This window comes from Bradyrhizobium ivorense (genome assembly GCF_900696085.1).
Classification (GTDB): Bacteria; Pseudomonadota; Alphaproteobacteria; order Rhizobiales; family Xanthobacteraceae; genus Bradyrhizobium; species Bradyrhizobium ivorense.
This window is the reverse complement of sequence record NZ_CAADFC020000027.1, coordinates 1-25,784: the sequence shown is the minus strand read 5'-3', so window position 1 is coordinate 25,784 and position 25,784 is coordinate 1. Positions and strand designations below refer to the sequence as shown.

The window sequence follows — 25,784 nt, the reverse complement described above, 5'->3', positions numbered from 1 at the left end:
TTACTCGGCCGCTTCCGACGTCGGCGCCGGTCCCACCTTGGAATTGTGCAGGTCGACGTTGAGGCCGAGCGAGCGCATTTCCTTGACCAGCACGTTGAACGATTCCGGAATACCGGCCTCGAAGGTGTCGTCGCCGCGCACGATCGCCTCGTACACCTTCGTACGGCCGGCGACGTCGTCCGACTTCACCGTCAGCATCTCCTGCAGCGTGTAGGCGGCGCCGTAGGCTTCCAGCGCCCAGACCTCCATTTCGCCGAAGCGCTGGCCGCCGAACTGCGCCTTGCCGCCCAGCGGCTGCTGGGTGACGAGCGAGTACGGACCGATCGAACGCGCGTGGATCTTGTCGTCCACCAGGTGGTGCAGCTTGAGCATGTAGATGTAGCCCATCGTCACCTTGCGATCGAACGGATCGCCGGTGCGGCCGTCATAGACGGTCGACTGACCGGAGGCGTCGAAGCCCGCGAGCTTCAGCATCTCCTCGATGTCGGCCTCCTTGGCGCCGTCGAACACCGGGGTGGCGATCGGCACGCCGTGGCTCAGATTGCGGCCGAGCTCGACCAGCTCGTTGTCGTTCAGCGAGCGGATAGTTTCATCCTCGCCGTAGATCTTCTTCAGGGTCTCGCGCAGCGGCTTGAGATCCTGCTTCTGATAGTAGGCGTCGATGGTCTGGCCGATGCGCTTGCCGAGGCCGGCGCAGGCCCAGCCCAGATGCGTCTCCAGAATTTGGCCGACGTTCATGCGCGAGGGCACGCCGAGCGGGTTGAGCACGATGTCGGCATGGGTACCGTCCTCGAGGAACGGCATGTCCTCGATCGGCACGATCTTCGACACCACGCCCTTGTTGCCGTGACGGCCGGCCATCTTGTCGCCGGGCTGGATCTTGCGCTTCACCGCGACGAAGACCTTGACCATCTTCATCACGCCGGGCGGCAGCTCGTCACCACGCTGCAGCTTCTCGACCTTGTCGAGGAAGCGCTGCTCGAGGCCCTTCTTCGACTCGTCGTACTGCTTCCGCATGGCCTCGATCTCGGCCATCAGCTTGTCGTTCGGCGAGGCGAACAGCCACCACTGCGACTTCGGATACTCGTCGAGCACCGCGCGGGTGATCTTGGTATCCTTCTTGAAGCCCTTCGGACCGGCGATGCCCTGGCGGTTCTCCAGGAGCTCGGCGAGGCGGTTGTAGACGTTGCGGTCCAGGATCGCCTGCTCGTCGTCGCGGTCCTTGGCCAGACGCTCGATCTCCTCGCGCTCGATCGCCAGCGCACGCTCGTCCTTGTCGACGCCGTGGCGGTTGAACACGCGGACTTCCACGATGGTGCCCTGCACGCCCGGAGGCACGCGCAGCGAGGTATCGCGGACGTCGGAGGCCTTCTCGCCGAAGATGGCGCGCAGCAGCTTCTCTTCCGGCGTCATCGGGCTCTCGCCCTTCGGCGTGATCTTGCCGACGAGAATGTCGCCGGCGCGGACTTCCGCACCGATGTAGACGATGCCGGCTTCGTCGAGGTTCTTCAGCGCTTCTTCCGAGACGTTCGGAATGTCGCGGGTGATTTCCTCGGGGCCCAGCTTGGTGTCGCGGGCCATCACTTCGAACTCCTCGATGTGGATCGAGGTGAAGACGTCGTCCTTCACGATCCGCTCGGAGAGCAGGATCGAGTCTTCGAAGTTGTAGCCGTTCCACGGCATGAACGCGACCAGCACGTTGCGGCCGAGCGCGAGCTCGCCGAGATCGGTCGACGGGCCGTCGGCGATGATGTCGCCCTTCTTGACGATGTCGCCGACCTTCACCAGCGGACGCTGGTTGATGCAGGTCGACTGGTTGGAGCGCTGGTACTTCATCAGCCGGTAGATATCGACGCCCGACTTGGTCGGATCGAGATCCTCGGTGGCGCGGATCACGACGCGGGTGGCGTCGATCTGGTCGATCACGCCGGAACGGCGCGCCGCGATCGCGGCACCGGAGTCACGGGCCACCACGCCTTCCATGCCGGTGCCGACGAACGGCGCCTCGGCGCGAACCAGCGGCACCGCCTGGCGCTGCATGTTCGAGCCCATCAGCGCGCGGTTGGCGTCGTCGTTCTCGAGGAACGGGATCAGGGCCGCGGCGACCGAAACCAGCTGCTTCGGCGATACGTCCATGTAGTCGACCTTGTCCGGCGTCACCGGCAGCACTTCGCCGGCGTGACGGCAGACCACGAGATCCTCGGTGAAGCGGCCCTTCGGGTCGAGCGGCACGTTGGCCTGCGCGACGCGGTAGCGCCCCTCCTCCATCGCCGAGAGGTAGACCACCTCGTCGGTGACGCGGCCGTCCTTGATCTTGCGATAGGGCGTCTCGACGAAGCCGTACTTGTTGACGCGCGCGAACGTCGCCAGCGAGTTGATCAGACCGATGTTCGGGCCTTCCGGCGTCTCGATCGGGCAGATGCGGCCGTAATGCGTCGGATGCACGTCGCGAACTTCGAAGCCGGCGCGCTCGCGGGTCAGACCGCCCGGACCGAGCGCCGACAGGCGCCGCTTGTGGGTGATCTCCGACAGCGGGTTGGTCTGGTCCATGAACTGCGACAGCTGCGAGGAGCCGAAGAACTCACGCACCGCAGCCGCGGCGGGCTTGGCGTTGATCAGGTCCTGCGGCATCACGGTGTCGATGTCGACGCTCGACATGCGCTCCTTGATGGCGCGCTCCATGCGCAGCAGGCCGATCCGGTACTGGTTCTCCATGAGCTCGCCGACCGAGCGCACCCGGCGGTTGCCGAGGTGGTCGATGTCGTCGATCTCGCCCTTGCCGTCGCGCAGGTCGACCAGCGTCTTGATGACCGCTAGGATGTCTTCCTTGCGCAGCGTGCGATGGGTGTCGGGCGCATCGAGCTCGAGGCGCATGTTCATCTTGACGCGGCCGACCGCGGACAGGTCGTAGCGCTCGGCGTCGAAGAACAGCGACTGGAACATGGCCTGCGCCGAGTCGAGCGTCGGCGGCTCGCCCGGACGCATCACGCGGTAGATGTCGAACAGCGCGTCCTCACGCGTCATGTTCTTGTCGGCCGAGAGCGTGTTGCGGATGTAGGCGCCGACATTGACGTGGTCGATGTCGAGCAGCGGCAGCTCCTTGTAGCCCTGCTCGTTGAGCAGCTTCATCGACTTGTCGGTGATCTCCTCGCCGGCCTCGGCGTAGATCTCGCCGGTCTTCGGGTTGACGAGATCCTCGGCGAGGTAGTTGCCGACCAACTCCTCGTCCGACATGCGCAGCGCCTTGAGGCCCTTCTCCTGCAGCAGGCGGGCCTGGCGCACCGTCAGCTTCTTGCCGGCCTCGAGCACCACCTTGCCGGTGTCGGCGTCGATCAGGTCGTTGACGGTCGAATAGCCGCGGAAGCGGTTGGCGTCGAACGGCACGCGCCAACCTTCCTTGGTCCGCTTGTAGGTGATCTTCTTGTAGAAGGTCGACAGGATCTGCTCGCCGTCGAGACCGAGCGCATACATCAGCGAGGTCACGGGGATCTTGCGGCGGCGGTCGATGCGCGCGAACACGATGTCCTTGGCGTCGAACTCGATGTCGAGCCAGGAACCGCGATACGGAATCACGCGCGCGGCAAACAAGAGCTTGCCGGACGAATGGGTCTTGCCCTTGTCGTGGTCGAAGAACACGCCGGGCGAACGGTGCATCTGCGAGACGATGACGCGCTCGGTGCCGTTGACGACGAAGGTGCCGTTCATCGTCATGAGCGGGATGTCGCCCATGTAGACGTCCTGCTCCTTGATGTCCTTGACGGACTTGGCCCCGGTTTCCTCGTCGATATCGAACACGATCAGGCGCAGCGTCACCTTGAGCGGCGCAGCGAAGGTCATGCCGCGCTGGCGGCACTCGTCGACGTCATATTTCGGCGGCTCGAATTCGTAGCGGACGAATTCGAGCATCGAGGTGCCGGAGAAGTCCGAGATCGGGAACACCGAGCGGAACACCGCCTGCAGGCCCTCGTCCGGCCGACCGCCGGTCGGCTCGTCGACCATCAGGAACTGGTCGTAGGATGCCTTCTGAACCTCGATGAGGTTCGGCATCTCGGCGACTTCCTTGATGTGACCGAAAAACTTGCGTACGCGTTTGCGACCGGTGAATGTCTGCTGCGCCATCGTGGCCTCTCATTTTCGTCGCCTTTGAGGGGCGAACCTTCCGGGACACGACTGCCATCGGCCCCCGGGTTGAATTTCGCATCGTTTCGAAGGAACGAAGCCAAAGTTCAGGAATTAAATCCCCAACCCGGTCCCGCGGTCTCCAAAACGCAAAACGACGCGCGAGGCGCATTGCTGCACCCGCTCGTCAAATCGTTCCGCTTCACGGACTGAAAAAGCCCGAAATCTGACTGTCTCCCAACGGCTTACGCCGGGAACCCTGCCGTTCCCGCCGCCGACCGTGTTTTTCCGCTGCCAACCCGATATGGGGAGGCAATAATGGAGATTCGAGGGTTAAGTCCACGCATCCCCACACTTTCTTGTGTTCCGGCGCCCGACGCGACCACCTGCCGCACGCCGTTTGCATGGCCCGGGAGCGCCGTGTGGCGCTCCCGGATCGCGCATTACTTGAGCTCGACCTTGGCGCCAGCCTTCTCGAGCTGGGCCTTGATCTTGTCGGCTTCGTCCTTGTTGACGCCTTCCTTGACCGGCTTCGGAGCGCCTTCGACGAGGTCCTTGGCTTCCTTGAGACCGAGGCCGGTGATGGCGCGGACTTCCTTGATGACCTCGATCTTCTTGTCGCCGGCGGCAGCCAGCACGACGGTGAAGTCGGTCTTCTCTTCAGCCGGAGCAGCGGCGCCACCGCCACCAGCAGCCGGGCCGGCCACCGCGACGGCGGCAGCGGCGGAAACGCCCCACTTTTCTTCGAGGAGCTTCGCGAGTTCGGCGGCTTCGAGCACGGTGAGGCTCGAGAGGTCGTCGACGATTTTCTGCAAGTCAGCCATTGATCAGTTCCTTAAACGTTTGGTTCGAACCAGGTTTGAGATTAGCGAAGGGGTCAGGCCGCTTCGCCCTTTGAGGCATGAGCCTGAATGACGCGTGCGAGCTTGGCCGCGGGCGCGTTGGACAGCTGAGCGAGCTTGGTCGCCGGCGCCACGATGAGGCCCACGATCTTGCCGCGCAGTTCGTCGAGCGACGGCAGTGAGGCAAGCGCCTTCACGCTGTCGACATTCAGGACGGTTTTACCCATCGAGCCGCCGAGGATGACGAACTTCTCGTTCGCCTTGGCGAATTCGATGGCAACCTTTGGCGCCGCGACCGGATCGTTCGAAGTAGCGATCACAGTCGGCCCCTTCAGCAGGGAGCCGATGGCAGCGACGTCAGTGCCTTCAAGAGCAATTTTGGCGAGACGGTTCTTCGAGACCTTCACCGACGCGCCCGCCTGCTTCATCTGCGAACGCAGCTTCTGCATCTGGGCCACGGTGAGGCCGGAATAGTGAGCAACGATCGCGACGCCCGTGGTCTTGAAGACCTCGTTGAGCTGTTCGACCGCCTCTTTTTTTGCCGCTCGTTCCACAGCAAGCTCTCTCCGGTTGGCGGCCTTTCCGCGAGGCAGGACCGCCGGGTTGCACCCATCGTCCTGCCCAAAACCTGATTCCTCGGGGCCAGGGCCCTTCGGACATGCCGGGCAAGACGACATCTAGAAGCCTGCCCTCCCAAGACCTTGCGGCCCCGGGCTGTCGAGGTTCGAACCAAATCAGCCTCCAGCCGCGAAGCGCGACTTGGAGTGCGAAATCCGGTCTTCACCCGTCTATGCAGGCCATGCGATTAAGCCGTTGAAAACACGAAGTTCCCGCGGGCGCCTGCAGTCTCGGACAGGATCGGGCTATCGGCCGAAGCCGAACACCCTGCTCTCATTCCACTTGAGCCGACGGGTCTCCTTCCTTTCGAGCATCCTTGCGGGCATGCGGAAAGGAATGATCTCCTATCATCTCAGGTTTTCGGAATGCGAGCACGGACATGCCAGCAAGTGCCAGCACGCCCGGAAGGCGTTATCTAGCCGGTATCGCCGGACTTGCCAAGAGCAAAATTCAGACCAGTTTCATTTAGCCTGTGGAAGCCGGCCGCGGCGCCGGAACCGGTTTCGATCAGGCGCCCCGCACCTCATACGGCAACGGCTTTCCGGCGAAGAACGCGTCGAGATTGGCCAGCACGCAGTCCTGCATCGCGACATGGGATTCGAGAGTGTGGCCACCGAGATGCGGCGACAACACGACGTTCGGCAGCGCGGTCAGCGCATCGGGCGCGTGCGGCTCGCTGGCGAAGACGTCGAGGCCGGCGCCGGCGATGGTTCCATCGGTCAGCGCCGCGACCAGCGCCGGCTGGTCGATCACCGACCCGCGCGCGATGTTGACCACAAAACCGTCGCTGCCGAGCCGGCGCAGAATATCGGCGTCGACCGCATTGACGTTGTCGGCGCCGGCGCGGACCGCGATCATCAAAACGCTGCACCAGTCGGCGAGCGCCTCCAGGCTTGGCAAATACTGATACGGCAGGTCGTATCGGGTGCGGCTGAAATAGCCGATTTCGGTCTCGAAGGCGGCGACCCGCGCCGCGATCTTGCGGCCGATCTCGCCCATGCCGTAGACGCCGACCTTGCGGCCGCGCATCCCGGCCTGCGGCCGCATCATCGGCGACGGTTTGCGGCCGGCCCAGTCGCCGCTGCGGACATAACTGTCGGCCACCGGCAGACGCCGCACCGCTGCCAGCATCAAGGTCACCGCGATGTCGGCGACCGAGGCCGCATTGGCGCCCGGGCTGTGGCCGACCACGATTCCGCGCTGGGCCGCAGCCGCAAGATCGATGCCGTCATAGCCGGTGCCGTAGCAGACGATCGCACCGAGCTTCGGCAGCGTGTCCATGACATCGCCGCCAAGCGGCGCACCGCCGGATGCGATCATCGCGCGGATGTCGGCGATCTCGCTGGCCGCAAACGCCTGGTCCGGCCGCTGGCCGGCGGCGTTGAGAATCTCGTAGCGCTCGCCAAAGCGCACCAGCTGAGCTTTGGGAAAGCGCGAATAGACCAGGACCTTGTCGGGCATTGTTCTTGTTTCCTGCGAAAGCCTTCACGCGCCAAAACAAAGGGGCGGAACCGGCAATCCGATCCCGCCCCTCTTTATCTCATTCCGGCAAAAGCCCTCAGCCGAGGATCGTACCCGGCTCGACCTTCACGCCCGGGCCCATGGTGGAGGAAACCGCCACGCGCTGGATGTAGGTGCCCTTGGAACCGGCCGGCTTCGCCTTGGCGACCGCGTCCGCGAGCGCCTTGACGTTCTCGACCAGCTTCTCCTCGGTGAACGAGGCCTTGCCGATGCCGGCCTGCACGATGCCGGCCTTCTCGACGCGGAACTCGACCGAACCGCCCTTGGCGCCCTTCACGGCCGAGGTGACGTCCATGGTCACGGTGCCGATCTTCGGGTTCGGCATCATGCCGCGCGGACCGAGCACCTTACCGAGACGGCCGACCAGCGGCATCATGTCGGGGGTGGCGATGCAGCGGTCGAAATCGATCGTGCCGCCCTGCACCTTCTCGACCAGGTCCTCAGCGCCGACCACGTCGGCACCGGCGGCCTTGGCTTCCTCGGCCTTGGCGCCGCGCGCGAACACGCCGACGCGCAGCGTGCGGCCGGTGCCGTTCGGCAGGATCACGACGCCGCGGACCATCTGGTCGGCGTGGCGCGGGTCGACGCCGAGATTGATCGCGATCTCGATCGTCTCGTCGAACTTCGACTTGGCGCGCTCCTTGACCATCTTGATGGCGTCCGCGAGCGGATAGAGGTGTTCGCGGTCGACGCCCTCACGGGCCTTCTTCAAACGCTTTCCGATTGCCATGACCCGTTACCCCGCAACTTCCAGACCCATCGAACGGGCAGAGCCCTCGACCATCTTCATGGCCGACTCGATGGAATCGCAGTTGAGATCCTTCATCTTCTTCTCGGCGATCTCGCGCACCTGCGCCTTGGTCACCTTGCCGGCCTTGTCGCGGCCCGGCGCCTTGGAGCCGGACTGGATCTTGGCAGCCTGCTTGAGGAAGAAGGACATCGGGGGGGTCTTCATCTCGAAGGTGAACGAACGATCGGCGTAGATCGTGATCACCACCGGAATCGGGGTGTTCTTCTCTTCCTTCTGGGTCTGGGCGTTGAACGCCTTGCAGAATTCCATGATGTTGAGACCGCGCTGACCAAGCGCGGGACCGATCGGGGGCGAAGGATTCGCCGCACCGGCCGGGACCTGAAGCTTCAGGTATCCGGTCACTTTCTTTGCCATTCTGTACTCCTGTTATGCCGGACGATGCCGGCGGTTCAGGTTCCGTGGTTCGGTCGAAGGGGCTGGCAAACCGCCTCCTCCCTCCCACGGCCTTATTGACGTGAGGCCGTATACCTCACGCCGCCCGGTCAGACCACCTTTTCGACCTGACCGAATTCCAGTTCGACCGGGGTGGCGCGGCCGAAGATCGACACCGCGACCTTCACGCGCGAGCGCGCCTCGTCGATTTCTTCCACCACGCCCGAGAACGAGGCGAACGGACCGTCCGCCACACGGACGTTCTCGCCGATCTCGAACGACACCGATGCCTTCGGCCGCTCCACGCCCTCCTGCACCTGGTGCAGGATGCGCATCGCCTCGGCCTCCGAGATCGGCATCGGCTTGTTTTCCGCGCCGAGGAAGCCGGTCACCTTCGGGGTGTTCTTGATCAGATGGAACGCCTCGTCGGTCAGCTTCATCTTCACCAGCACATAGCCCGGGAAGAACTTGCGCTCGGCGTCGATCTTGCGGCCGCGGCGGACCTCCGTGACCTTTTCGGTCGGGACCAGCACCTGCTCGAACAGCTCTTCCAGCCCGCGCTGCTTCGCCTGCTCGCGGATCGATTCCGCGACCTTCTTCTCGAAGTTCGAGTAGGCGTGGACGATGTACCAGCGCTTGTCCATCACTAGAGTTCCGGTGCTCATCAGTGGATGCCCAGGATCAGGGTAACCAGATAGCGGATGATCTGATCCGCAGCGAAAAAGAAGACCGAGGCCAGCGCCACCATCACGAACACCATGATGGTTGTGATCATCGTCTCGCGGCGCGTCGGCCAGGTGACCTTCGCGGTCTCCGAACGCACTTCCTGCAGGAATTTAAACGGGCTGAAAGCCATCGTTGGGTCCGCGTCCGTCACCGGACTAGTTGCAAAGTTAAGGAATCCGAACAGCCGATCTTGCGGGCCCAGCCCTCATGTGAAGGTTGAGCCAATAAACGAGCTCGATTGTTCGGGATTTCGGCCGCGCCGGATATCCGTCATTTAAGCGGGCCGGCAGCGAGTGCGGCGTATCTACTGCGTGAACGGCAAAAGGTCAAGATCGCCGGGGCCGCCCCTGCTCCGGCCGGGCTCGGGGCGGGCGGGCATTGGCCACCTCAAATCAAGGGCTTAGCCGGAGGAGTATCCGGGACGTCCTAGGGCAGAGCTACCGGATATGGCACTTGCGGACCTCCTGCAACTGACAAGTCCACGTCGTCACGGTCGGGTTTGTCCCGGCCTGCCAAAAATGCCGAAAAACAACCCCATGCAAAGTAGCCGGCGGCCGCCGCTCCCGGGGGCGTCCAGGCCCCTGAGGCTATCTCGCCGCCCGGCCAGCGCCCCTCCTAGGCCAGGACGGGCTCCGGCGGCAGGAGCATCGACACAAGCAAGCCGCTCGGCTCCCGCGGCTTCAATGCGATGCTGCCGCCGTGACGCTTGGCGATGTCCTGGGCGATCGACAGCCCGAGCCCGAAGCCGCCGCTGTCCTGCCGGGCGCTGTCGGCCTTGAAGAACGGCTCGAACACTTTTTCGCGCAGCGCCGGCGGGATGCCGGGGCCGTCATCGGCCACTTCGATCTCGATATGGTCGGTGGCCGTGGGCCGCAGCGCGACCGTGACCGTGCTGCCGTGCTTGACCGCATTCTCCACGATGTTGGTGACGGCGCGCGACAGCGCGCGGGGCCGGCAGACATAGGGCAGCCGGGCCGGGCCGGCATAGGATACCGCATGGCCGGTGTCGGCGAAGTCCGAGCAGATGGTCTGCAGAAAGCTCGGCAGGTCGATGCACGAGAGCGCCTCCGAGCGGGCATCCTCGCGCAAATAGTCCAGCGTCTCGTTGATCATCCGGGTCATCTTGGCGATGTCGCCGAGCATCGCCGTGCGCAGGGTGTCCTCGCGGACCCGCTCGGAGCGCAGCCTGAGCCGGGTCAGCGGCGTCCGCAGGTCGTGGCTGATGGCAGCCAGCATGCGGGTGCGGTCATCGAGCAGCGCCCGGATCCGGGTGCGCATGTCGTTCAGCGCATCGGCAACTTGAGCGATTTCGAGCGGCCCGCGCCGGCGCAGCGTCTCGGGCGCCCGCGGCGAGCGGCCGAACGAGGTCGCCGCGCTCGCGACTTCGGCGAGCGGCGCGATCACCCACCGCACCGCATAGATCGAGAGCAACAGCATGGAGATCAGCACGACGATCACCATCGCAGCGGCTGGACGCAGCAGAAAGGACCAGAAACCGCCGTCGGTCGCGACGTCGGCCGTCAGCGCGTGACCGTCGTCGAGCTTCACGACCACCTGCGACGATGAGCCCGCCGGATGGCGCAGCCCTTCCAGCAACTCGATGCGCGGCTCGGCCGTGAGCTGCCGAAACACCGATCGCAGGGAAAACGGCCGCATCTCTCCGGCCGTTCGCGGCACCAGTTCGCTCAAGGCGACTCGCTTGACGTCGAGACCGCCGCGCCTGGCCGCAGCCAGCAACCCGTCAGCTTCGGCCGGCGTTGCCGTCGAACGCAGCAGTTGCGCAAGCTCCGTCACCCTCCCCGCAAGAAACTTCTGCGTGTCGTTGATCGAGGGAGAATCGAACAGAAAAATCACCGTCGCCGCCGCCAGCACAATGCCGATCAGCTCGGACAGCGCGACGAGGCTCATGATCTGCGCGGCAATGCTGCGCGGGATCAGCCGCCGCGCCCATCGCATCAGAGCTGCTCGACTGCAGGCGTGAACACGTAGCCGCCGAGCCGCACCGTCTTGATCATCGAGCGATCTTTCGGATCCGGCTCGATCTTCTGCCTGATGCGGCTGATATGGACGTCGATGCTGCGCTCGACCGATGCGATCAGGCCGCCGAACGCCTGCTCGATCAGCTGCTCGCGTGACAGCACCTGTCCCGGATTGCGGCAGAACGCCAGCAGCAGGTCGAACTCGGCGCCGGTCAGCGTGATCCGGACACCGGCGGGGTCATGCAGCTCGCGCGTGGTGGGGTTGATGCGCCATCCGGCGAAGGTCAGAGGACGCGGCCGGGACCGCGCGGCGGCGCCGCTCTCGACCCGGCGCAGCAGCGCGCGGATGCGGGCCACCAGCTCGCGCGAATTGAACGGTTTTGTCACATAGTCGTCGGCACCGAGCTCGAGGCCGAGAATGCGGTCGATGTCCTCGCCGCGCGCCGTCACCATGATGATCGGTATCGACGACGAGGCGCGCAGCCGCCGGCAGATGCTCAGTCCATCCTCGCCCGGCAGCATCACGTCGAGCACGATGAGATCGAAACTCTCGCGCTTGAGCAGTGCATCCATCTGCACCGCCGAGCCGACCAGCACCGGCCTGAAGCCACTGTCCTGCAGCACTTCGGCCAGCATCCGCGCGATGTCGGCATCGTCCTCGACGCAGAGAATGCGCGCGTTGGTGACGGGGAAAGTCACGAGGTCGTATTCCAGGATTTGCATCACGGCATTTTAGAGGCGTCGGCCGCCAATGCGCAGCGCGCAAATATAGCGTTTTGTTAAGCCTGCGCGTCCAAATGTGGCTCAAATAGGTCGCGCGTATCAGCGGTCTATATCTGACTTAACATCTCTTAATCCCGGCCCCGGCGGCCCTGCTCTATCGTGGCGTGCGATCGTTCGTGGGGTGAGCGGTCGTCGAGGGGTGACATGAAATTGGAATTTCGACCGGGCGCTGCGGCGGATGCGCAGAGCACGGGACCGGCGTGGCGTGATGGCCAGTACAACCGGTCAGCGTCGCTTGCCGGAGCTGCGGTCGCGATGGCGTTGTTGTCGGGTTGCGCCAGCGCACCGTTGACCAGGGGCGGATCGCTGGCTTCCTACGACAACCTGACGCAGTCCGACGGACTGCTGGCGAAATCGCTGGTGCGCGTCAACAAGGACGACGTGCTTGCGGCGAAGACGGTACGGATCGTACCGACCACCTTCTCCCAGGCCGCATCGCCGACGCTGTCGCAAGAGCAGCGACATCTGGTCGCCAACGCGATCGATCGGTCGCTGTGCATGGGCCTGAGCGAGCGGCTTGAAGTCGTCGGTCGCGATCAGCCCGCGGACCTGACCGCGCATGCGCTCGTCACCCAGGCGGCGCCGACCGACGAGGTTGCTGCCGGTGCCTCCAAGGTGGTCGGCTTCCTGCCGACCGCGCTCGGTGCCGGCGTGCCGATACCGGTGCCGCGACTGCCGGTCGGGCTCGGCAGCCTGACGGTCGAAGCCGAGGTGCGCGATCCCGCCAGCCGCCAGCAGGCGGCGATGGTCTGGGCCCGCGGCGCCAACTCCTTCACCAACTCGCCGACGGTCTCGAGCGCCGCTGACGCCTACGATCTCGCCTCCTCGTTCAGCGACGACTTCAGCAAGCTCGTCGTCACTGGCGCGACGCCGTTCGGCAAGGCGCCGGAGCTGCCGTCGTTCGACAAGATCGGCGCCTCGCTCGGCGGCAAGCCGAAATATGCGGCCTGCGAGGCGTTCGGGCGCAATCCCGGCCTGATCGGCATGGCCGCCGGCAAGCTCGGCCTGCCGCCGGAATGGTCGGACAAGGCGCCCGCGGCGACCGGCCAATAGCCGACCCTATGGGGCGCCCTGCTCCACGGTCTTCTTCGGGCCAACGGCGCTGACGTCCCTGGTCGGCAAATGACCCTAGCCCAGCTCTTCGAGCAGGGTTTTCGCCTGCTTCAGGTCCGGGGTGTCGAAACCCTCGGTGAACCAGCCGTAGACTGGAGCGAGGAGCTGTCGAGCCTCATCCCGCTTCCCTTGCTCGTGCCACAGCCGCGCCATACTCATCGCAGCACGCAACTCCCAGGATTTCGCCTGTTGCGCACGCGAGATGGCGAGCGCCCGATCGAAGTAGGCCTCTGACTTAGCTATATCCGGCACCGGCGACATAAGTCCAACTTCACCAGCAATTCGACTGGTTTCTGCTTCCCACCAGTGCGCCTTTGTCGTCGCGGACGCTGTGAACGCCTTGTCAAGGCAGTCCCAAGATTCTTCAAACTGATCAAGTGCAGCGTATGCGAGCGCCAAATATGATAAATCTACTTGCATAAACACTGTTGAGCCCGTCGATCTTGCAACCCCGATGCCGGAAGTGATCATTTGTACGGCGTCCCGCGGTCTGCCGGTTAGGGTGAACACATAGCCCTTATCGACAGTGGCCAGAGCCCTCCAGAGAGAGGCTCCTTTTTCATCGGCCAAAGCGACAAGCTCATCGATTTGCGCGCTTGCCGCCTCGTAGGCACCACACTGAATGCAAGTTACGGACACGTGCCTCAACGCAAACATCAGCGTCGTGGCCTGGCCAATCGAGCGAGCAGTCCTGAGCGCACGCTCTGTGTCTGCGAGAGCAGCCTCTGGATAACCCAGCAACCATTGAGCCACGGATCGAAATGACAAGCACGCTACTTCGGTGTCCTGGCCGAACCGCATCGCTAGCGTACGGTGCTCGTCAGGATCATATACCGCAATAGCCTGATCGTAGTGCATCCTAGCTTTCGCAATTTCCCCCGTAAGCAGCAGAGCGCTACCCGTTAGGCGATGCCCAATCATGCGCATCGCTTTCTCATCCTTGTTCTCTGCAAGCGACAGGAAATCTCTGGCGAGACGGCTGCAAATGTCGCCTTTGAATGACACGAAACTCGCAACCCAAGAGCCGTAGAGGACGGAGAACAGTAGCAATGGATCTTCGGGAGGTTCTCCAAGAGCCTCCGCTCGGTCGATATAAACGCGCGCTTGATCTACAGCAGCTTTGGTCTCAGGAGCGGCGTAGCCTTTTGTGTGCATCATTACGTTGGCGAGTGCCACTTGGAACTTGATTTGCTCACGGCGCAGCGCGGTCGTCGTCGGCAAGCCAGTAATCTGGTTGAGAGCCCTTGTGAGCTGAGCCGCCGCTTCGATCAGAGCTGACCGAGCAAGCGACTGTTGTCCGGCATCGCCCCAGAGGCGCGCGGCCTTCTGGATCAGCCCCGCTTCGGTGCAGTGATGGGCCAGTAACTGCGGTTGAGTTGCTATCACCTCCACAAATTTGGTCTCGAGAGTGTCGGCTATGCGGGCATGAAGAACGCGTCTCGGCCCTCGTAACAGCGTGCCATACGCGGCATCCTGGACCAGTGCATGCTTGAACAGGTAATTCACATTTGGTGACATTCCCTGCCGGAATAGCAAGCCAGCCGCAATGAGACGATCCAATGCCAAATCCAACTCCGCATCGGTCTTGCTGGTTACCGCACTCAACAGCGCGTGTGAAAAGACTCGACCTATTGCTGCGCCGATCTGTGCAAGCTCCTTGGCGGGGCCGAGCCGATCGAGCCGCGCCATCAAAGAAGCATGCAAACTCGGAGGCACTGCGAGCGCTGGAGAGGGGACTGCAGCCGCAATCTGCATTGCTTCCAGCTCGCCACCGGTCTCAAGCACGGCTTTTGTCATCTCTTCGACAAACAATGGGATGCCGTCAGTCCGTTCGATGATGGCTTTTCTGACGTCTACGGGTAACGCCTTGTCGCCAACGACGCAGTCGATCATGCTGCCGACCTCGCGATGACCCAGCCGATTGAGCGCGAGGACCGTAACGTGCGGCTGCCCGATCCAGGGTGCCTCGAACTCAGGCCGATACGTCACGATCATGAGAATGGGAACGCTTGGGACCAAGTCGACCGTGCGACCGAACGCTTCCAGGCTGGTGGGATCAGCCCAATGCGCATCCTCAACGATCATCAGCAAGGGGTTTGAGCGTGCTAACGTCTGCAACTGAGTGCCAAGCGCTTCCAACGTCTTCTGCCGCCGCTGTTCGGGACCAAGTTCCAGAACGGGGAAGCGGCCGTCGTTTCGAAGCGATAGCATCTCGGCAATGAGCGCTGCGTCTTGCTGGGACGTCCGAGTGCGTGCAAGGAGCCTATCAAGCTTTTCTAGCCTTGCTGCCGCTGTGTCGCCCACTGCAAATCCGGCGGCACGTTCAAACTGTCCAATAATTGGATAAAACGCGCTGTCCGTGTGCTGTGGAGAGCAAAAATAGCGCAAGCGCACATGTGATTCGGCTGCAATCGCCTCCATCAACCCTGCGGTGAGCCTGGATTTGCCGATGCCGGCTTCGCCAGACACCAGCGCCACCTGCCCATCGCCGCTCTTTGCTCTCGCCCAACGGCGCAACAGTAGTTCTAGTTCTTCTTCTCGCCCGATTAGTGCTGTCAGGCCGCTGGGATGCATCGCCTCGAAGCGGCTCGCTACAGAACTGGCCCTCAGCGCCACGAAGGCTCGCACCGGACCGGAGATCCCCTTGAGCTCTTTTGCTCCAATGTCTCGAAGCTCGTAGAGATTACCGAGGAGCTTGCGGGTGGCGTCGGCAATAACGACCGTGTTTGGCTCGGCAATGGCCTGAAGGCGTGCGGCAAGGTTCGGCGTCTCTCCGACAATACTGCGCTCCTGCGCTTCGCCGGTCCCAACGAGATCTCCGACCACCACCAGACCGGTGGCGACCCCAATTCGCACTTGTAAGGTCTCAGGCGTGGGGAGCGTAGAAACCGCATTGATCAGTGCGAGGCCGGCGCGAACCGCGCGCTCGGCGTCATCCTCATGTGCGGTCGGGTAGCCGAAATAAATCAGGACCCCGTCGCCCATGTATTTTGCGACGAAGCCAGCGAAGCGGCGGACAGTATTGGCTACGCACTGCTGGTACGCTGCAATGATCTCCCGCAAGTCCTCTGGATCCATCCGCACGGAAAGCGCCGTTGAGCCGACCAAGTCCGAGAACATCACGGTGACCTGACGACGTTCAGCGTTGACGGCGGCTTCGACGGCCACTTCGGGAGCGTCGGATAAGGGGTCAGAAATGTCGGCTTTAACGCGCAAAGCGGCGATGGCGTCGAGCAGCTTTCGGCGATGCCCAACCAGCCCGACACCAAGGTCCCTCAAATCCTCAGAGGTTAAGGTAGGTAGGACGGCGTCATCGATCTGGTGATCACGAAATGCCGCCGCATATTGTCCCAGGCCAAGCCTCTGCAGCCAATCGCCGAGGTCCATTTATGGCGCCCCAGTTTGCCTGGCCCCATCTTTCTCCCGGAGAGGCACTCTGTCCAGAGAAATGACCGGTCTGGATCACAAGCCGACCACGGCGCGTTGCCTACCCCTGGTCGGCTTCCCTCCCGGCAGCGGACATTGCGACACTTTAAGCAAAAGTCGGCTACGGGCCAGTAGCCTATCCGGCAAAGCTCTTCTGTACCGCCTGGTCGAGCGTGGCGCCGCCGACATAGCGCTGGCGCAGCTCGCGCTTGAGCAGCTTGCCGCTCGGGTTCTTCGGCAGGCTGTCGACGAAGATGACCTGCTTCGGCACCTTGAAGTGCGCCATCGATGCCGCGCAATGCTTGATCACCGCGTCGGCGTCGAGGCTTTGCCCGGCCTTGACCACGACGATCGCCGTCACCGCCTCGATCCAGCGCGGATCGGGCAGCCCGACCACCGCCACCTCCGACACCGCCGGCAGCCGGTAGATCATCTCCTCGACCTCGCGGCTGGCGACATTCTCCCCGCCGCTCTTGATCATGTCCTTCACGCGGTCGACCACGGTGATGTAGCCGTCGGCGTCGACGGTCGCGAGATCGCCGGAGTGAAACCAGCCGCCCGCGAAGGCCGCAGCGGTCTTCACCGGATCATTGTAGTAGCCGGACAACAAATGCGGCGAGCGGTGCACGATCTCGCCGACCTCGCCGCCCCTGACGTCGGTCATATCGGGATTGACCACCCGCGTCTCGACGTTGATCGCAGGCTTGCCGGCCGAGCCGGCCTTCGGCAGCTGGTCCTCCGGCGCCAGCACGGTCGCGAGCGGCGCGATCTCGGTCTGGCCGTAGAAATTCCAGAATTTGACGTCCGGCAGCCGGCGCTGCAGCTCGAGCAACACCTCGACCGGCATGATCGATGCGCCGTAATAACCCTTGTGCAGCGTCGACAAGTCGGTGCGATCGAACGCCGGCGCGCGCAGCATCGCGATCCAGATCGTCGGCGGCGCGAAGAACGCGTTGATCTTGTGGGCCGCGATCAGCGCCAGGATGTTGTCGGCGACCGGCTTGCCGGTGATCAGGCTGGTGGCGCCGAGATAGATCGCGGGTCCCAGAAAGACGTCGAGCTGCGCGCAATGATAGAGCGGCAGCGCGTGCAGCACCGTGTCGTCGGTCGCCATGCCGCCGTCGATGATGCAGCTAACATACTGCCACATCACCGCCTCATGGGTGAGGATCGCGCCCTTGGGCAGCGACTCGGTGCCGCTGGTGTAGATGATCTGCGCGGGATCGCTGCTGTCGACGGACGCGTCGGGCGCCGACGCGTCGCCGTGCAGCAGACCGTCGAACGTCTTGATGCCCGCGGGCGCTGCTGCCGGATCTTCGCCCGGCAGCCAGACCAGCGTTTCGACCGCCGAGCCCTTGGCCGCCGCAGCGCGCGCCGTCTCCACGAAATCGGGCCCGACCGCGAGCAGCCTTGCGCCGGAGTTGGCGAGGATGAAATTGATCTCGTCCGGGTTCAGCATGAAATTGATCGGCACCAGGATCGCGCCGATCCGCGCCACCGCGAAGCGGAGCGCTGCGAAGGCATGCGAATTGCGCGACAGCACTGCGACGCGATCGCCCTTCGCGATGCCGAGTCCGAGCAGGCCGCGCGCGAGGCGGTTGCAGATCGCATCCATCTCCGCAAAGGTCCAGCTCACCTCGCCGCAGATCAGCGCGGTCTTGTTCGGATAGCGCCGCGCCGACCGGCGCAACAAATCGCCAATGCTGTGCTCGCGCGCGCGTTGAATGGTGACTGCGATATCTCCGCTCATCTGTCCCTCCCGAATGTGCTTGTTGTCGTTGTCTTGCCTGCCGTCGCGCCGCCTATTGCCGGGCGGCGTAGGCGTGCTCCATGTAGGTGTGCTCGACCGAGCGATCGAGCGAGGCAATCTTTTCGAATCCGCGCCGCCAATCCTGCAGGTGGCGACGGGTCCACAACACGCCGGCCGCCTTGTCGCGCCGCTTGATCGCCTCCAGCAGATGGCGATGCGCCTCGACGAGGCGCGCGCCGCCTTCCGGCACGCCGCCGACGATCATCTCGGTGGTCGGAAAGAACAGCTGCGCGGCCGGCTCGCGGGCGAGCTGGAGCACACGGTTCTGCGACGCCTTGGCCATCAGCACGTGAAACTCCGCGTCGAGCTCGGCGAGAACAGCCGGATTGCCGACCACCTCGGCGCTGCGCGCCAGATTGTCGGCAAGCTCCCTGATGTTCTCGTCGGTCGCCCGCTCCACCGCGCCCTCGACGCTCGCGACCTCCAGCGTCATCGACGCCTCGAACAGTTCGCGGAACGTCACCTCGTGCAGGATCAACGCGCGCGACAGCCGGGTGGCGAGCTTGTTGTAGCGCGGCAGGCAGGCCTGCAGCCGGCGGCTGGAATCGCGGCGGATCAGCCCGCCTTCCTCGAGCACGCGAATGCCTTCGCGCACCGTCGATCGGTTGACGCCGAACTGCTCGACGAGCTGCTGCTCGGTGCCGATCGGCTCGCCCGGCTTGATCCGGCCGTTGATGATTTCGCGTTCGATCGCGTCGGCGACCTTCTGGTAGGCCGGCGCGACGTCGATACGGCGGAATAGCGGCGTGGCGGCCACCTCGGGCTCCCGATTGTTGATTGTCCGACAAAGTATAACAAGACCGTGGAGAGCGTCAAACGAGCCATTCCAGGGCGAAATGCCGCGCCTGGCCCTGCCGAATTGACTCCCCAAACGGCCAAATCTAGCTTTGTCGGACAAACTCATAAGAAGACCCTGGGGAGGCACGTCATGAGGTCCACCGTCACCATTCTGTCCGCCGCCGCGCTGCTCGCAGCAGTGCTGGCAGGGCCCGCGCTCGCGCAGCAGACGCCGCTCAAGATCGGCGTGCTGACCGATTTCCAGTCGGTCTATTCCGACATCGGCGGCGCCGGGAATGTCGAAGCCACCAAGATGGCGATCGAGGAATTCGGCGGCAGCATGTTCGGCAAGCCGATCGAGGTTGTCACCGCCGACCCGATGAGCAAGGCCGACGTCGCCGCCACCATCACCCGCAAATGGTACGAGGCCGAAGGCGTCGACATGATCATCGACATGCCGACCTCGGCAACCGCGCTGGCCGGCATGGAGATGTCGAAGCAGTTCGAGAAGATCATGATCGTGACCGATGCGGCGAGCTCGGACATCACCGGAAAGTCGTGCTCGCCCTACACGCTGCACTGGACCTACGACACCTACGCCAACGCCCACACCGTCGGCAGCGCGATCGTGAAGAACGGCGGCGACACCTGGTTCTTCATCACCGCCGACTATCTGTTCGGCCATTCGATCGAGCGCGACACCGGTGACGTGGTCCGTGCCGCCGGCGGCAAGGTGGTCGGCAGCGCGCGGCATCCGCTCAACACGCCGGATTTTTCCTCGTTCCTGCTGCAGGCCCAGGCCTCGAAGGCCAAGATCATCGGCATGGCCAATGGCGGCGGCGACACCATCAACACCATCAAGCAGGCCGCCGAGTTCGGCATCGTCGCGGGCGGCCAGAACCTCGCCGGCGTCGTGATGTTCATCTCCGACATCCACAGCCTCGGGCTGAACCTGGCGCAGGGCCTGATCATCACCGAGGCCTATTACTGGGATCTCAACGACCGCACCCGCGCCTTCGGCAAGCGCTTCTTCGAGCGCATGAAGCGGATGCCGACCATGAACCAGGCCGCGACGTACAGCGCCACCCTGCACTACCTCAACGCGGTGAAGGCCGCGGGCACCAAGGAGACCAAGCCGGTGCTGGCGAAGATGCGCGAGACCCCGGTCCGCGACGCCTTCACCGACAACGGTTTTGTCCGCGAGGACGGCCGCATGGTGCACTCGATGTTCCTGTTCGAGGTCAAGAAGCCCGAGGAATCGAAGGCGCCGTGGGATTACTACAAGGTGCTCGCCGAAGTCCCCGGCGAGCAGGCGTTCCGGCCGCTGAAGGACGGCGGCTGCCCGCTGCTCAAGTAGCGCGACATGATCAAGGCCGGGGCTTGCGCCTGCGAGCCTCCGGTCGTGGCGTGAGACGCTTCGGCATGCAGCGTCTGCAAGCTGCCGCGTTGGCGGGTGAGGTTCCCGCGTTCGGAACACATTGAGTTCCTTGCCGAACGGGGAACGGACTTATCATACGTTGGTTGGACCAGCATGATTTTCGCGCGGGAGATCATGCCATGCCCCAAAGAGAGGAAACCATCGCCCGCTGCAAGTGTGGGCGCGAGATCGCAAACCTGAGATCCTATGTCGATACCCAGACCGCGACGCGCTTCCTGACGGCGCGCTGCGAACAGTGCGGTGAGATCGTCGTCGTTCTGGCTGATCAAGATCAGCGGGCGGTGTCGCGATGAGCCGGAAAACCCTGCAGGCCCGCACCGAGCAAGCGCTTGTGGTCATCATCCTCAGCACCGCGACGCTGATTTCCTGCTTCGCGCTGGCGCTGTCCAGGATGTGAGATGCTCCCGTTATTCCCTTTCCCGGGAACTTACGCGGGTGCTCCGCGTTATGAATGGGATGTCAAATGAAACCGTCGCCGAGCGCGAGAAACTCACCCGGGATCAACGTAAAGCCAGGGACGCAGAGCGTCGGCAGGATGCTGTGCGCGCGATGCGCGAGCACGAGCTTGCCCAGGAAGCCATCTACGACAACATGAAGCGGCTGCGGGCCGAACGGTTGGCCCGCGAGGCCCAGGCAAAGAAATAGACTTCACGCGGATGGCTGCGGAGGAGCCGGAACGTCAGCTAAGTATTTGATTTAGCTGGCAGGAGTGGCAGGGCTCGAACCTGCGACCCCCGGTTTTGGAGACCGGTGCTCTACCAATTGAGCTACACTCCTGCAGGGAACCGGCGTCGCCGCCGGTTCGCGCCGTTTCAAGCATAAGCCATGCCCCGAATGCAAGGGCGAAGCGAACGCGGCGCCCGCTCGGCTAGACTTTGTTGTTGAGCAGCCAGAGCCGGTAGGTTTCGCGGTAGCGCGCGATCACCTTGTCGGCCGGGCTCTGCTTGTCAGAGTTGTCGAGTTCTTCACCACGCACCGGGCGGGTACGACGCCGCATCCACGGCGACGCCGGAGCTGCATTGCGCCGGAACGGCTGTTCATGGCACGGCCTCTGCGCCACACTCGCCGCAAGGGCCAACACCAAGAACACAGGGAGAGACCATGAACCCTCAAACCGCCACCAAACACGCTGCCGGCCAAGGCACCCCGTCCCTCCCCCTCGCCAAGCCCGAATCGATCGGGCTGTCGAGCAGGCGGCTGCAGGCGATGAGCGACACCTTCAAGCGCGAGGTCGACAAGGGCAGCCTGCCCGGCGCGACCGTGCTGGTGGCGCGGCGCGGCCAGATCGGCTGGTTCGACGCGATCGGCCGGCAGAGCCCGACCGCCAGCGCGCCGATGGCCCATGACACGATCTTCCGCATCTTCTCGATGACCAAGCCGATCGTCTCGATCGGCATCATGATGCTGCTGGAGGACGGCCACTTCCTGCTCAACGATCCCGTTGCAAAGTTCATTCCCGAGTTCGCCGAGACCAAGGTCGGCGTCGAGCACAACGGCAAGCTCGAGCTGGTCCCCGCCAAGCGTCCGATGACGATCCAGGACCTGCTCCGCCACACCTCGGGGCTGACCTACGACCACACCGGCAACGGCCTGGTGCAGCAGCTCTACCAGCAGTCGCGGCTGCGCAGCCGCAAGATCACCAATGCCGAGCACGCCACCCTACTCGCCGGCATGCCGCTGATCTGCCAGCCCGGCGCCGAGTGGAACTACAGCCGCTCCACCGATATCCTCGGCCGCATCATCGAGGTGGTCAGCGGCCAGACCCTCGGCACATTCCTGACCGAGCGCATCCTCGCGCCGCTGCAGATGACCGAGACCGCCTTCCACACCGGCGAGCAGAATGCCGGCCGGCTTGCCGAGGCCTTTGCCAACGATCCCTGGACGGGCGAGAAGGTGCAGCTGTTCAACATGCTGGAGAAGCCGGCGATGGAGTCCGGCGGCGGCGGGCTGGTCTCGACCACGATGGACTATGCGCGGTTCGCGCAGATGCTGCTGGGCGGCGGCACGCTCGATGGCGTCAGGATCATCGGCCGCAAGACGCTGCAGCTGATGGCCTCCGATCACCTCGGCGCGGACGTCAAGATCCAGGGCACCCTGGTGCCGCCCGGCCACAGCTTCGGCCTCGGCTTCGCGGTGCGCACCCAGCAGGGCATGGCGTCGTTCTCGGGCTCGGTCGGCCAGTTCTTCTGGAGCGGCATGGCCGGCACCTTCTTCTGGATCGATCCGAGCGAAGAACTGATCGCGGTCTTCATGATGCAGGGCCCCGGCCAGCGCGAATACTTCCGCTCGCTGGTGCGCAACGGGGTGTATGCGGCGGTGGAGTAGCGCCCTTGCGGCTCGAGATCCCCGATGCGCGATTGCGCATCGGGGGTTCGCGCTTGCGCGCGCCCCGGGATGACGCTTCGCGTCAGCTGATCGTCGCGCCGCCGTCGATCACCATGGTCTGGCCGGTCATGAAGTCGCCGGCGCGCGAACCGAGGAACACGGCGGCGCCCGCGATCTCGTCGGGCACGCCGATCCGCAGCAGCGGCGAGCGCGAGGTCGAGGCCTTCAGATTTTCCGGATTGTCCCACAGCGCCTTGGCAAAATCGGTCTTGATCAGGCCGGGCGCGATGCAGTTCACGCGGATATTGTGCTTGCCGTATTCGCAGGCGAGGTTGCGCGCGAGCTGCATGTCGGCGGCCTTCGAGATCGCGTAGGCGCCGAGGATGGTCGAGCCCTTCAAGCCGCCGATCGAGGACACGATGATGATCGAGCCGTCCTTGCGCTCGATCATCTGCGGCACCACCATCGAGATCAGCCAGTTGTTGGCGACGATGTTGTTGTCGAGGATCTTTCTGAACTGATCGTCGGAGATGCCGGCGAGCGGACCGTAATAGGGATTTGAGGCGGCGTTGCAGACCAAGACGTCGATCCGGCCGAAGGCGCGGTTGCTCTCGTCGACCAGGTTCTGCAAATTTTCCTTCGACGAGATGTTGGCGGCGATCGCAACCGCGGTGCCCTTGCCGAACTTCTCGTTGATGTCCGCGGCGACCTGGTCGCAAACATCGGCCTTGCGCGAGGAGATCACGACCTTGGCGCCGTGCTCGGCCATGCGCTCGGCGATGGCAAGCCCGATGCCGCGCGTCGAGCCGGTGATGACGGCGACTTTTCCCTTCATGTCGAACAAAGTCATGGTTCTCTCCCTTTGAATTCTCGTTGAGCTTGGCAGCGTTCTACGCGAGCTTGGTCGCCGGCCGCACCTCGGGCCCGGCCTGCTGATGCATTGCGGCGTGTCGCGGATCGGCGATCCAGGGCTGCTGGTTCACCATCGGCAGGCGCCAGGTCGACAGGCCGGGTCCCGCGACATGATCGAGCCGCGTCACCGAGACATTGTCGATGTCGAAGGCCAGGCCGCGATCCGGCTGGCCGCCGAGCGCGAGCCCCACCGCACATTTGATCACGCCGCCATGGCCGACCGCGATCACATCCCTGCCCGCCTCCGCCGTGTTGATCCGCACGATCGCACGGCAGACGCGGGTGTACATGTCCATATAGCTCTCGCCGCCCGGCGCCGGCTCGTTGACATCGGCGAACCAGGTGCTGCCGGCCGGACGGCTGGCGAGAAACGTGGCGCGGTTCATGCCCTGCCACGCGCCGAGATGCTGCTCGGCGAACGCTGGTTCCTGCGTCATGCCGTCGGGCTTTGGGAATCCGGCGGCCCAGATCGCGGCCGCGGTCTGATGCGTGCGTTTCAGATGGCTCGAGTACCACACGGCGCGGCGCGGCAGCATCTTGGCGACCGCCTCGAACACTTCGGTATCGCCGGTGTCGCACTCGATATCGGCCTGCCCGTAGATGTTGCCGCCGTCGCTGCGCACCGGTGCGTGGCGCACCCACCACCAGCGCGTCACGATCACCTTGGGTTGGTCTGGGTTGGACATCGCAAGGGCCCTTCCATACTGTCGTCAGTCGCTGTACGTCAGAGCGCTGATGGCCTCAAGTCCTTCAGACGTTTGAAATTTTGTTTGAATTCCGTCGCGCGGCAGGCGTAGCGGAGCTCGTGACCAGGGAGAAACGCATGGGCCGCCTCGAAGGCAAATCCGTCATCATCACCGGCGCAGGAAGCGGCATCGGCCGCGCCGCCTCGCTGTTGTTCACCAAGGAAGGCGCCAAGCTGATCGCAGTCGATCGCAGCGACGGCGTCAACGAAACCGCAAAACTCGTGCGCGATGCCGGCGGCACGGTGGAAGCCGTTGTAGCGGATGCAGGCTCGGAGAGCGACGTGAAAGCCTTCATCGCCAAGGCGGTTGCAACATACGGCAAGCTCGATGCGATCTGGGCCAATGCCGGCGTCAGCGGCGGACTGGTGCCGCTCGCCGACCAGACCGTCGAGCACTGGCAGGAGGTGCTGCGCGTCAATCTGATCGGTCCGTTCCTCGCCATCAAGCATTCGATCCCGCACATGACCAAGCAGGGCTTTGGCTCGATCGTCTGCACCGCCTCCGTCGCCGGCCTGAAGTCCGGCGCCAGCGGCCATCCCTACGGCGCCAGCAAGGCCGGCGTCATCAGCCTGGTGCAGACCACCGCCTACTCGCTCTCCGGCACCGGCGTGCGCATCAACGCAATCTGCCCCGGCCTGATCGAGACCGGCATGACCAAGCCGGTGTTCGACCGCGCCAAGGAGCGCGGCACGGCGGACAAGATCGGCCAGCTCAACCCGCTGAAGCGCGCCGGCCAGCCGCACGAGCTCGCCGCGATGGGATTGTTTTTGGCCAGCGACGAGGCGTCCTACGTCAACGGCCAGGCGATCCCGGTCGACGGCGGCCTGACGGCGTCGATGCCGTATACGGGCAAGCCGATTTAGCAAAGACTCCATCAACTCGTCGTCCCGGCCTAGTGCGCAATTGCGCACGGGAGCCGGGACCCATACTCCGCGGCGGGTGTTCGCTGGGACGACGCTGTGTTGCACCGTTGCTTGTTCCGTCATCCTGAGAGCTTGTGACCCTAACAGGGGTGACCGCGCCATTTGGCCCAGTAGAGCGATGGCGATCAGGGCGCAACCCTCAAGGTCGCTGGTGTTTGGTTATGCTGCTTGGGCCAGGAGCCTGTGTCCGGCGAGGACGTTGTTGGCGAGGGCGAACCAGCGCAGCACGGTGAGCACTTTTTCGCGACCCCGAACCGTGAACTGGCGCAGGCCCCAGTTGCGGAAGCGGGCGTTGATGCATTCGCCCGGCGCCCGGCGTTTGTAGACGCTCTTGCCGTGCAGGCTTTTCATCCGTCTGCGCCAGGCGGCCATGCCGGGGCCGTCCTCGGGGCGTGGTGCATAGGGATCGCTCCCATGCTTGCTGTTGGCCGGCGGGCCATAGACCTTGATCCCCTGGCTAGCAGCCCATTCGATGTCTTCGTGCTTGTTGAACCCGCCGTCGACAAGGTAACGCTTCGCGTGACCATAAAGGCCCGCAAGCCG

At 64.1% G+C, this 25,784-nt stretch carries 22 protein-coding genes, 1 tRNA gene and 1 pseudogene; 6 read left to right on the top strand and 18 right to left on the bottom strand.

Annotated features, from left to right (window positions below; translation table 11 throughout):
• The 10 genes from rpoB to CI41S_RS30845 form a co-directional block, all read right to left on the bottom strand.
• On the bottom strand, nucleotides 1-4,119 hold the full coding sequence (gene rpoB, locus CI41S_RS30890) for a DNA-directed RNA polymerase subunit beta (RefSeq protein WP_139484341.1): 4,119 nt from the start codon (nucleotides 4,117-4,119) through the stop codon (nucleotides 1-3).
• Nucleotides 4,120-4,562: 443 nt separating this feature from the next.
• Nucleotides 4,563-4,943 carry a 50S ribosomal protein L7/L12 gene (gene rplL / locus CI41S_RS30885; protein ID WP_139484340.1) on the bottom strand — a complete coding sequence of 127 codons (381 nt, stop codon included), beginning with the start codon at nucleotides 4,941-4,943 and terminating at the stop codon, nucleotides 4,563-4,565.
• Between the two features lie 53 nt (nucleotides 4,944-4,996).
• A complete protein-coding gene (gene rplJ / locus CI41S_RS30880) occupies nucleotides 4,997-5,515 on the bottom strand; it encodes a 50S ribosomal protein L10 (RefSeq protein ID WP_139484339.1) in 519 nt (172 codons plus the stop codon).
• A 571-nt stretch (nucleotides 5,516-6,086) separates the two neighbouring features.
• A complete protein-coding gene (locus CI41S_RS30875) occupies nucleotides 6,087-7,040 on the bottom strand; it encodes a 2-hydroxyacid dehydrogenase (protein WP_139862942.1) in 954 nt (317 codons plus the stop codon).
• Between the two features lie 97 nt (nucleotides 7,041-7,137).
• Nucleotides 7,138-7,830 carry a 50S ribosomal protein L1 gene (gene rplA, locus CI41S_RS30870; protein ID WP_139484337.1) on the bottom strand — a complete coding sequence of 231 codons (693 nt, stop codon included), beginning with the start codon at nucleotides 7,828-7,830 and terminating at the stop codon, nucleotides 7,138-7,140.
• 6 nt (nucleotides 7,831-7,836) lie between these two features.
• Complete coding sequence (gene rplK / locus CI41S_RS30865; protein ID WP_006611824.1) at nucleotides 7,837-8,265, bottom strand: 50S ribosomal protein L11; 429 nt, start codon at nucleotides 8,263-8,265, stop codon at nucleotides 7,837-7,839.
• 128 nt (nucleotides 8,266-8,393) lie between these two features.
• Nucleotides 8,394-8,927, bottom strand: a complete 534-nt coding sequence (gene nusG, locus CI41S_RS30860) for a transcription termination/antitermination protein NusG (protein WP_016840553.1) — start codon at nucleotides 8,925-8,927, stop codon at nucleotides 8,394-8,396.
• A gap of 20 nt (nucleotides 8,928-8,947) precedes the next feature.
• Nucleotides 8,948-9,139: a preprotein translocase subunit SecE gene (secE, locus tag CI41S_RS30855; protein ID WP_139484336.1), complete on the bottom strand. Its 192-nt coding sequence runs from the start codon at nucleotides 9,137-9,139 to the stop codon at nucleotides 8,948-8,950.
• 485 nt (nucleotides 9,140-9,624) lie between these two features.
• Nucleotides 9,625-10,965 carry an ATP-binding protein gene (locus CI41S_RS30850; protein ID WP_139862941.1) on the bottom strand — a complete coding sequence of 447 codons (1,341 nt, stop codon included), beginning with the start codon at nucleotides 10,963-10,965 and terminating at the stop codon, nucleotides 9,625-9,627.
• Complete coding sequence (locus CI41S_RS30845) at nucleotides 10,965-11,711, bottom strand: response regulator (protein WP_139862940.1); 747 nt, start codon at nucleotides 11,709-11,711, stop codon at nucleotides 10,965-10,967. Before CI41S_RS30845 ends, CI41S_RS30850 begins: the two co-directional genes overlap by 1 nt.
• Nucleotides 11,712-11,915: 204 nt before the next feature.
• Here CI41S_RS30845 and CI41S_RS30840 point away from each other — a divergent pair, with 204 nt between their 5' ends.
• Nucleotides 11,916-12,824, top strand: a complete 909-nt coding sequence (locus CI41S_RS30840) for a DUF3313 domain-containing protein (protein WP_139862939.1) — start codon at nucleotides 11,916-11,918, stop codon at nucleotides 12,822-12,824.
• Nucleotides 12,825-12,899: 75 nt separating this feature from the next.
• On the opposite strand, the gene CI41S_RS30835 is transcribed toward CI41S_RS30840, so the two are convergent.
• The 3 genes from CI41S_RS30835 to CI41S_RS30825 all read right to left on the bottom strand — a co-directional run bounded on the left by CI41S_RS30835 (nucleotide 12,900) and on the right by CI41S_RS30825 (nucleotide 18,877).
• A complete protein-coding gene (locus CI41S_RS30835) occupies nucleotides 12,900-16,271 on the bottom strand; it encodes an ATP-binding protein (protein ID WP_139862938.1) in 3,372 nt (1,123 codons plus the stop codon).
• Between the two features lie 175 nt (nucleotides 16,272-16,446).
• Entirely contained in the window at nucleotides 16,447-18,060 is a 1,614-nt protein-coding gene (locus CI41S_RS30830; protein ID WP_139862937.1) for an acyl-CoA synthetase, read from the bottom strand.
• A 52-nt stretch (nucleotides 18,061-18,112) separates the two neighbouring features.
• Nucleotides 18,113-18,877 (bottom strand): FadR/GntR family transcriptional regulator, encoded by a 765-nt coding sequence (locus CI41S_RS30825; RefSeq protein WP_139862936.1) that lies wholly within the window; start codon nucleotides 18,875-18,877, stop codon nucleotides 18,113-18,115.
• Between the two features lie 171 nt (nucleotides 18,878-19,048).
• Between CI41S_RS30825 and CI41S_RS30820 the strand changes: the two genes are divergently transcribed.
• The 3 genes from CI41S_RS30820 (at nucleotide 19,049) to CI41S_RS30815 (ending at nucleotide 20,980) form a co-directional block, all read left to right on the top strand.
• A complete protein-coding gene (locus CI41S_RS30820; protein WP_139862935.1) occupies nucleotides 19,049-20,254 on the top strand; it encodes an ABC transporter substrate-binding protein in 1,206 nt (401 codons plus the stop codon).
• Between the two features lie 200 nt (nucleotides 20,255-20,454).
• Nucleotides 20,455-20,628, top strand: a complete 174-nt coding sequence (locus CI41S_RS43785) for a hypothetical protein (protein ID WP_172628254.1) — start codon at nucleotides 20,455-20,457, stop codon at nucleotides 20,626-20,628.
• Nucleotides 20,629-20,791: 163 nt separating this feature from the next.
• On the top strand, nucleotides 20,792-20,980 hold the full coding sequence (locus CI41S_RS30815; RefSeq protein WP_139484329.1) for a hypothetical protein: 189 nt from the start codon (nucleotides 20,792-20,794) through the stop codon (nucleotides 20,978-20,980).
• A gap of 56 nt (nucleotides 20,981-21,036) precedes the next feature.
• Here the strand turns inward: CI41S_RS30815 and CI41S_RS30810 are convergent.
• Nucleotides 21,037-21,112: transfer RNA gene (locus CI41S_RS30810), tRNA-Trp, on the bottom strand.
• A 91-nt stretch (nucleotides 21,113-21,203) separates the two neighbouring features.
• Nucleotides 21,204-21,332 carry a hypothetical protein gene (locus CI41S_RS45075; protein ID WP_283813145.1) on the bottom strand — a complete coding sequence of 43 codons (129 nt, stop codon included), beginning with the start codon at nucleotides 21,330-21,332 and terminating at the stop codon, nucleotides 21,204-21,206.
• Nucleotides 21,333-21,436: 104 nt separating this feature from the next.
• Here CI41S_RS45075 and CI41S_RS30805 point away from each other — a divergent pair, with 104 nt between their 5' ends.
• Nucleotides 21,437-22,660 carry a serine hydrolase domain-containing protein gene (locus CI41S_RS30805; RefSeq protein ID WP_139862934.1) on the top strand — a complete coding sequence of 408 codons (1,224 nt, stop codon included), beginning with the start codon at nucleotides 21,437-21,439 and terminating at the stop codon, nucleotides 22,658-22,660.
• Between the two features lie 82 nt (nucleotides 22,661-22,742).
• On the opposite strand, the gene CI41S_RS30800 is transcribed toward CI41S_RS30805, so the two are convergent.
• Complete coding sequence (locus tag CI41S_RS30800; RefSeq protein WP_139484327.1) at nucleotides 22,743-23,510, bottom strand: SDR family NAD(P)-dependent oxidoreductase; 768 nt, start codon at nucleotides 23,508-23,510, stop codon at nucleotides 22,743-22,745.
• Nucleotides 23,511-23,550: 40 nt separating this feature from the next.
• Nucleotides 23,551-24,258, bottom strand: coding sequence for a histidine phosphatase family protein (locus CI41S_RS30795; RefSeq protein WP_139862933.1), 708 nt, complete (start codon nucleotides 24,256-24,258; stop codon nucleotides 23,551-23,553).
• Between the two features lie 137 nt (nucleotides 24,259-24,395).
• On the opposite strand from CI41S_RS30795, the gene CI41S_RS30790 reads away from it, so the two are divergent.
• A complete protein-coding gene (locus CI41S_RS30790) occupies nucleotides 24,396-25,181 on the top strand; it encodes an SDR family NAD(P)-dependent oxidoreductase (protein WP_139862932.1) in 786 nt (261 codons plus the stop codon).
• 219 nt (nucleotides 25,182-25,400) lie between these two features.
• On the opposite strand, the pseudogene CI41S_RS30785 reads toward CI41S_RS30790, so the two are convergent.
• Nucleotides 25,401-25,784, bottom strand: a pseudogene (locus CI41S_RS30785) (IS5/IS1182 family transposase); the annotation flags it as partial.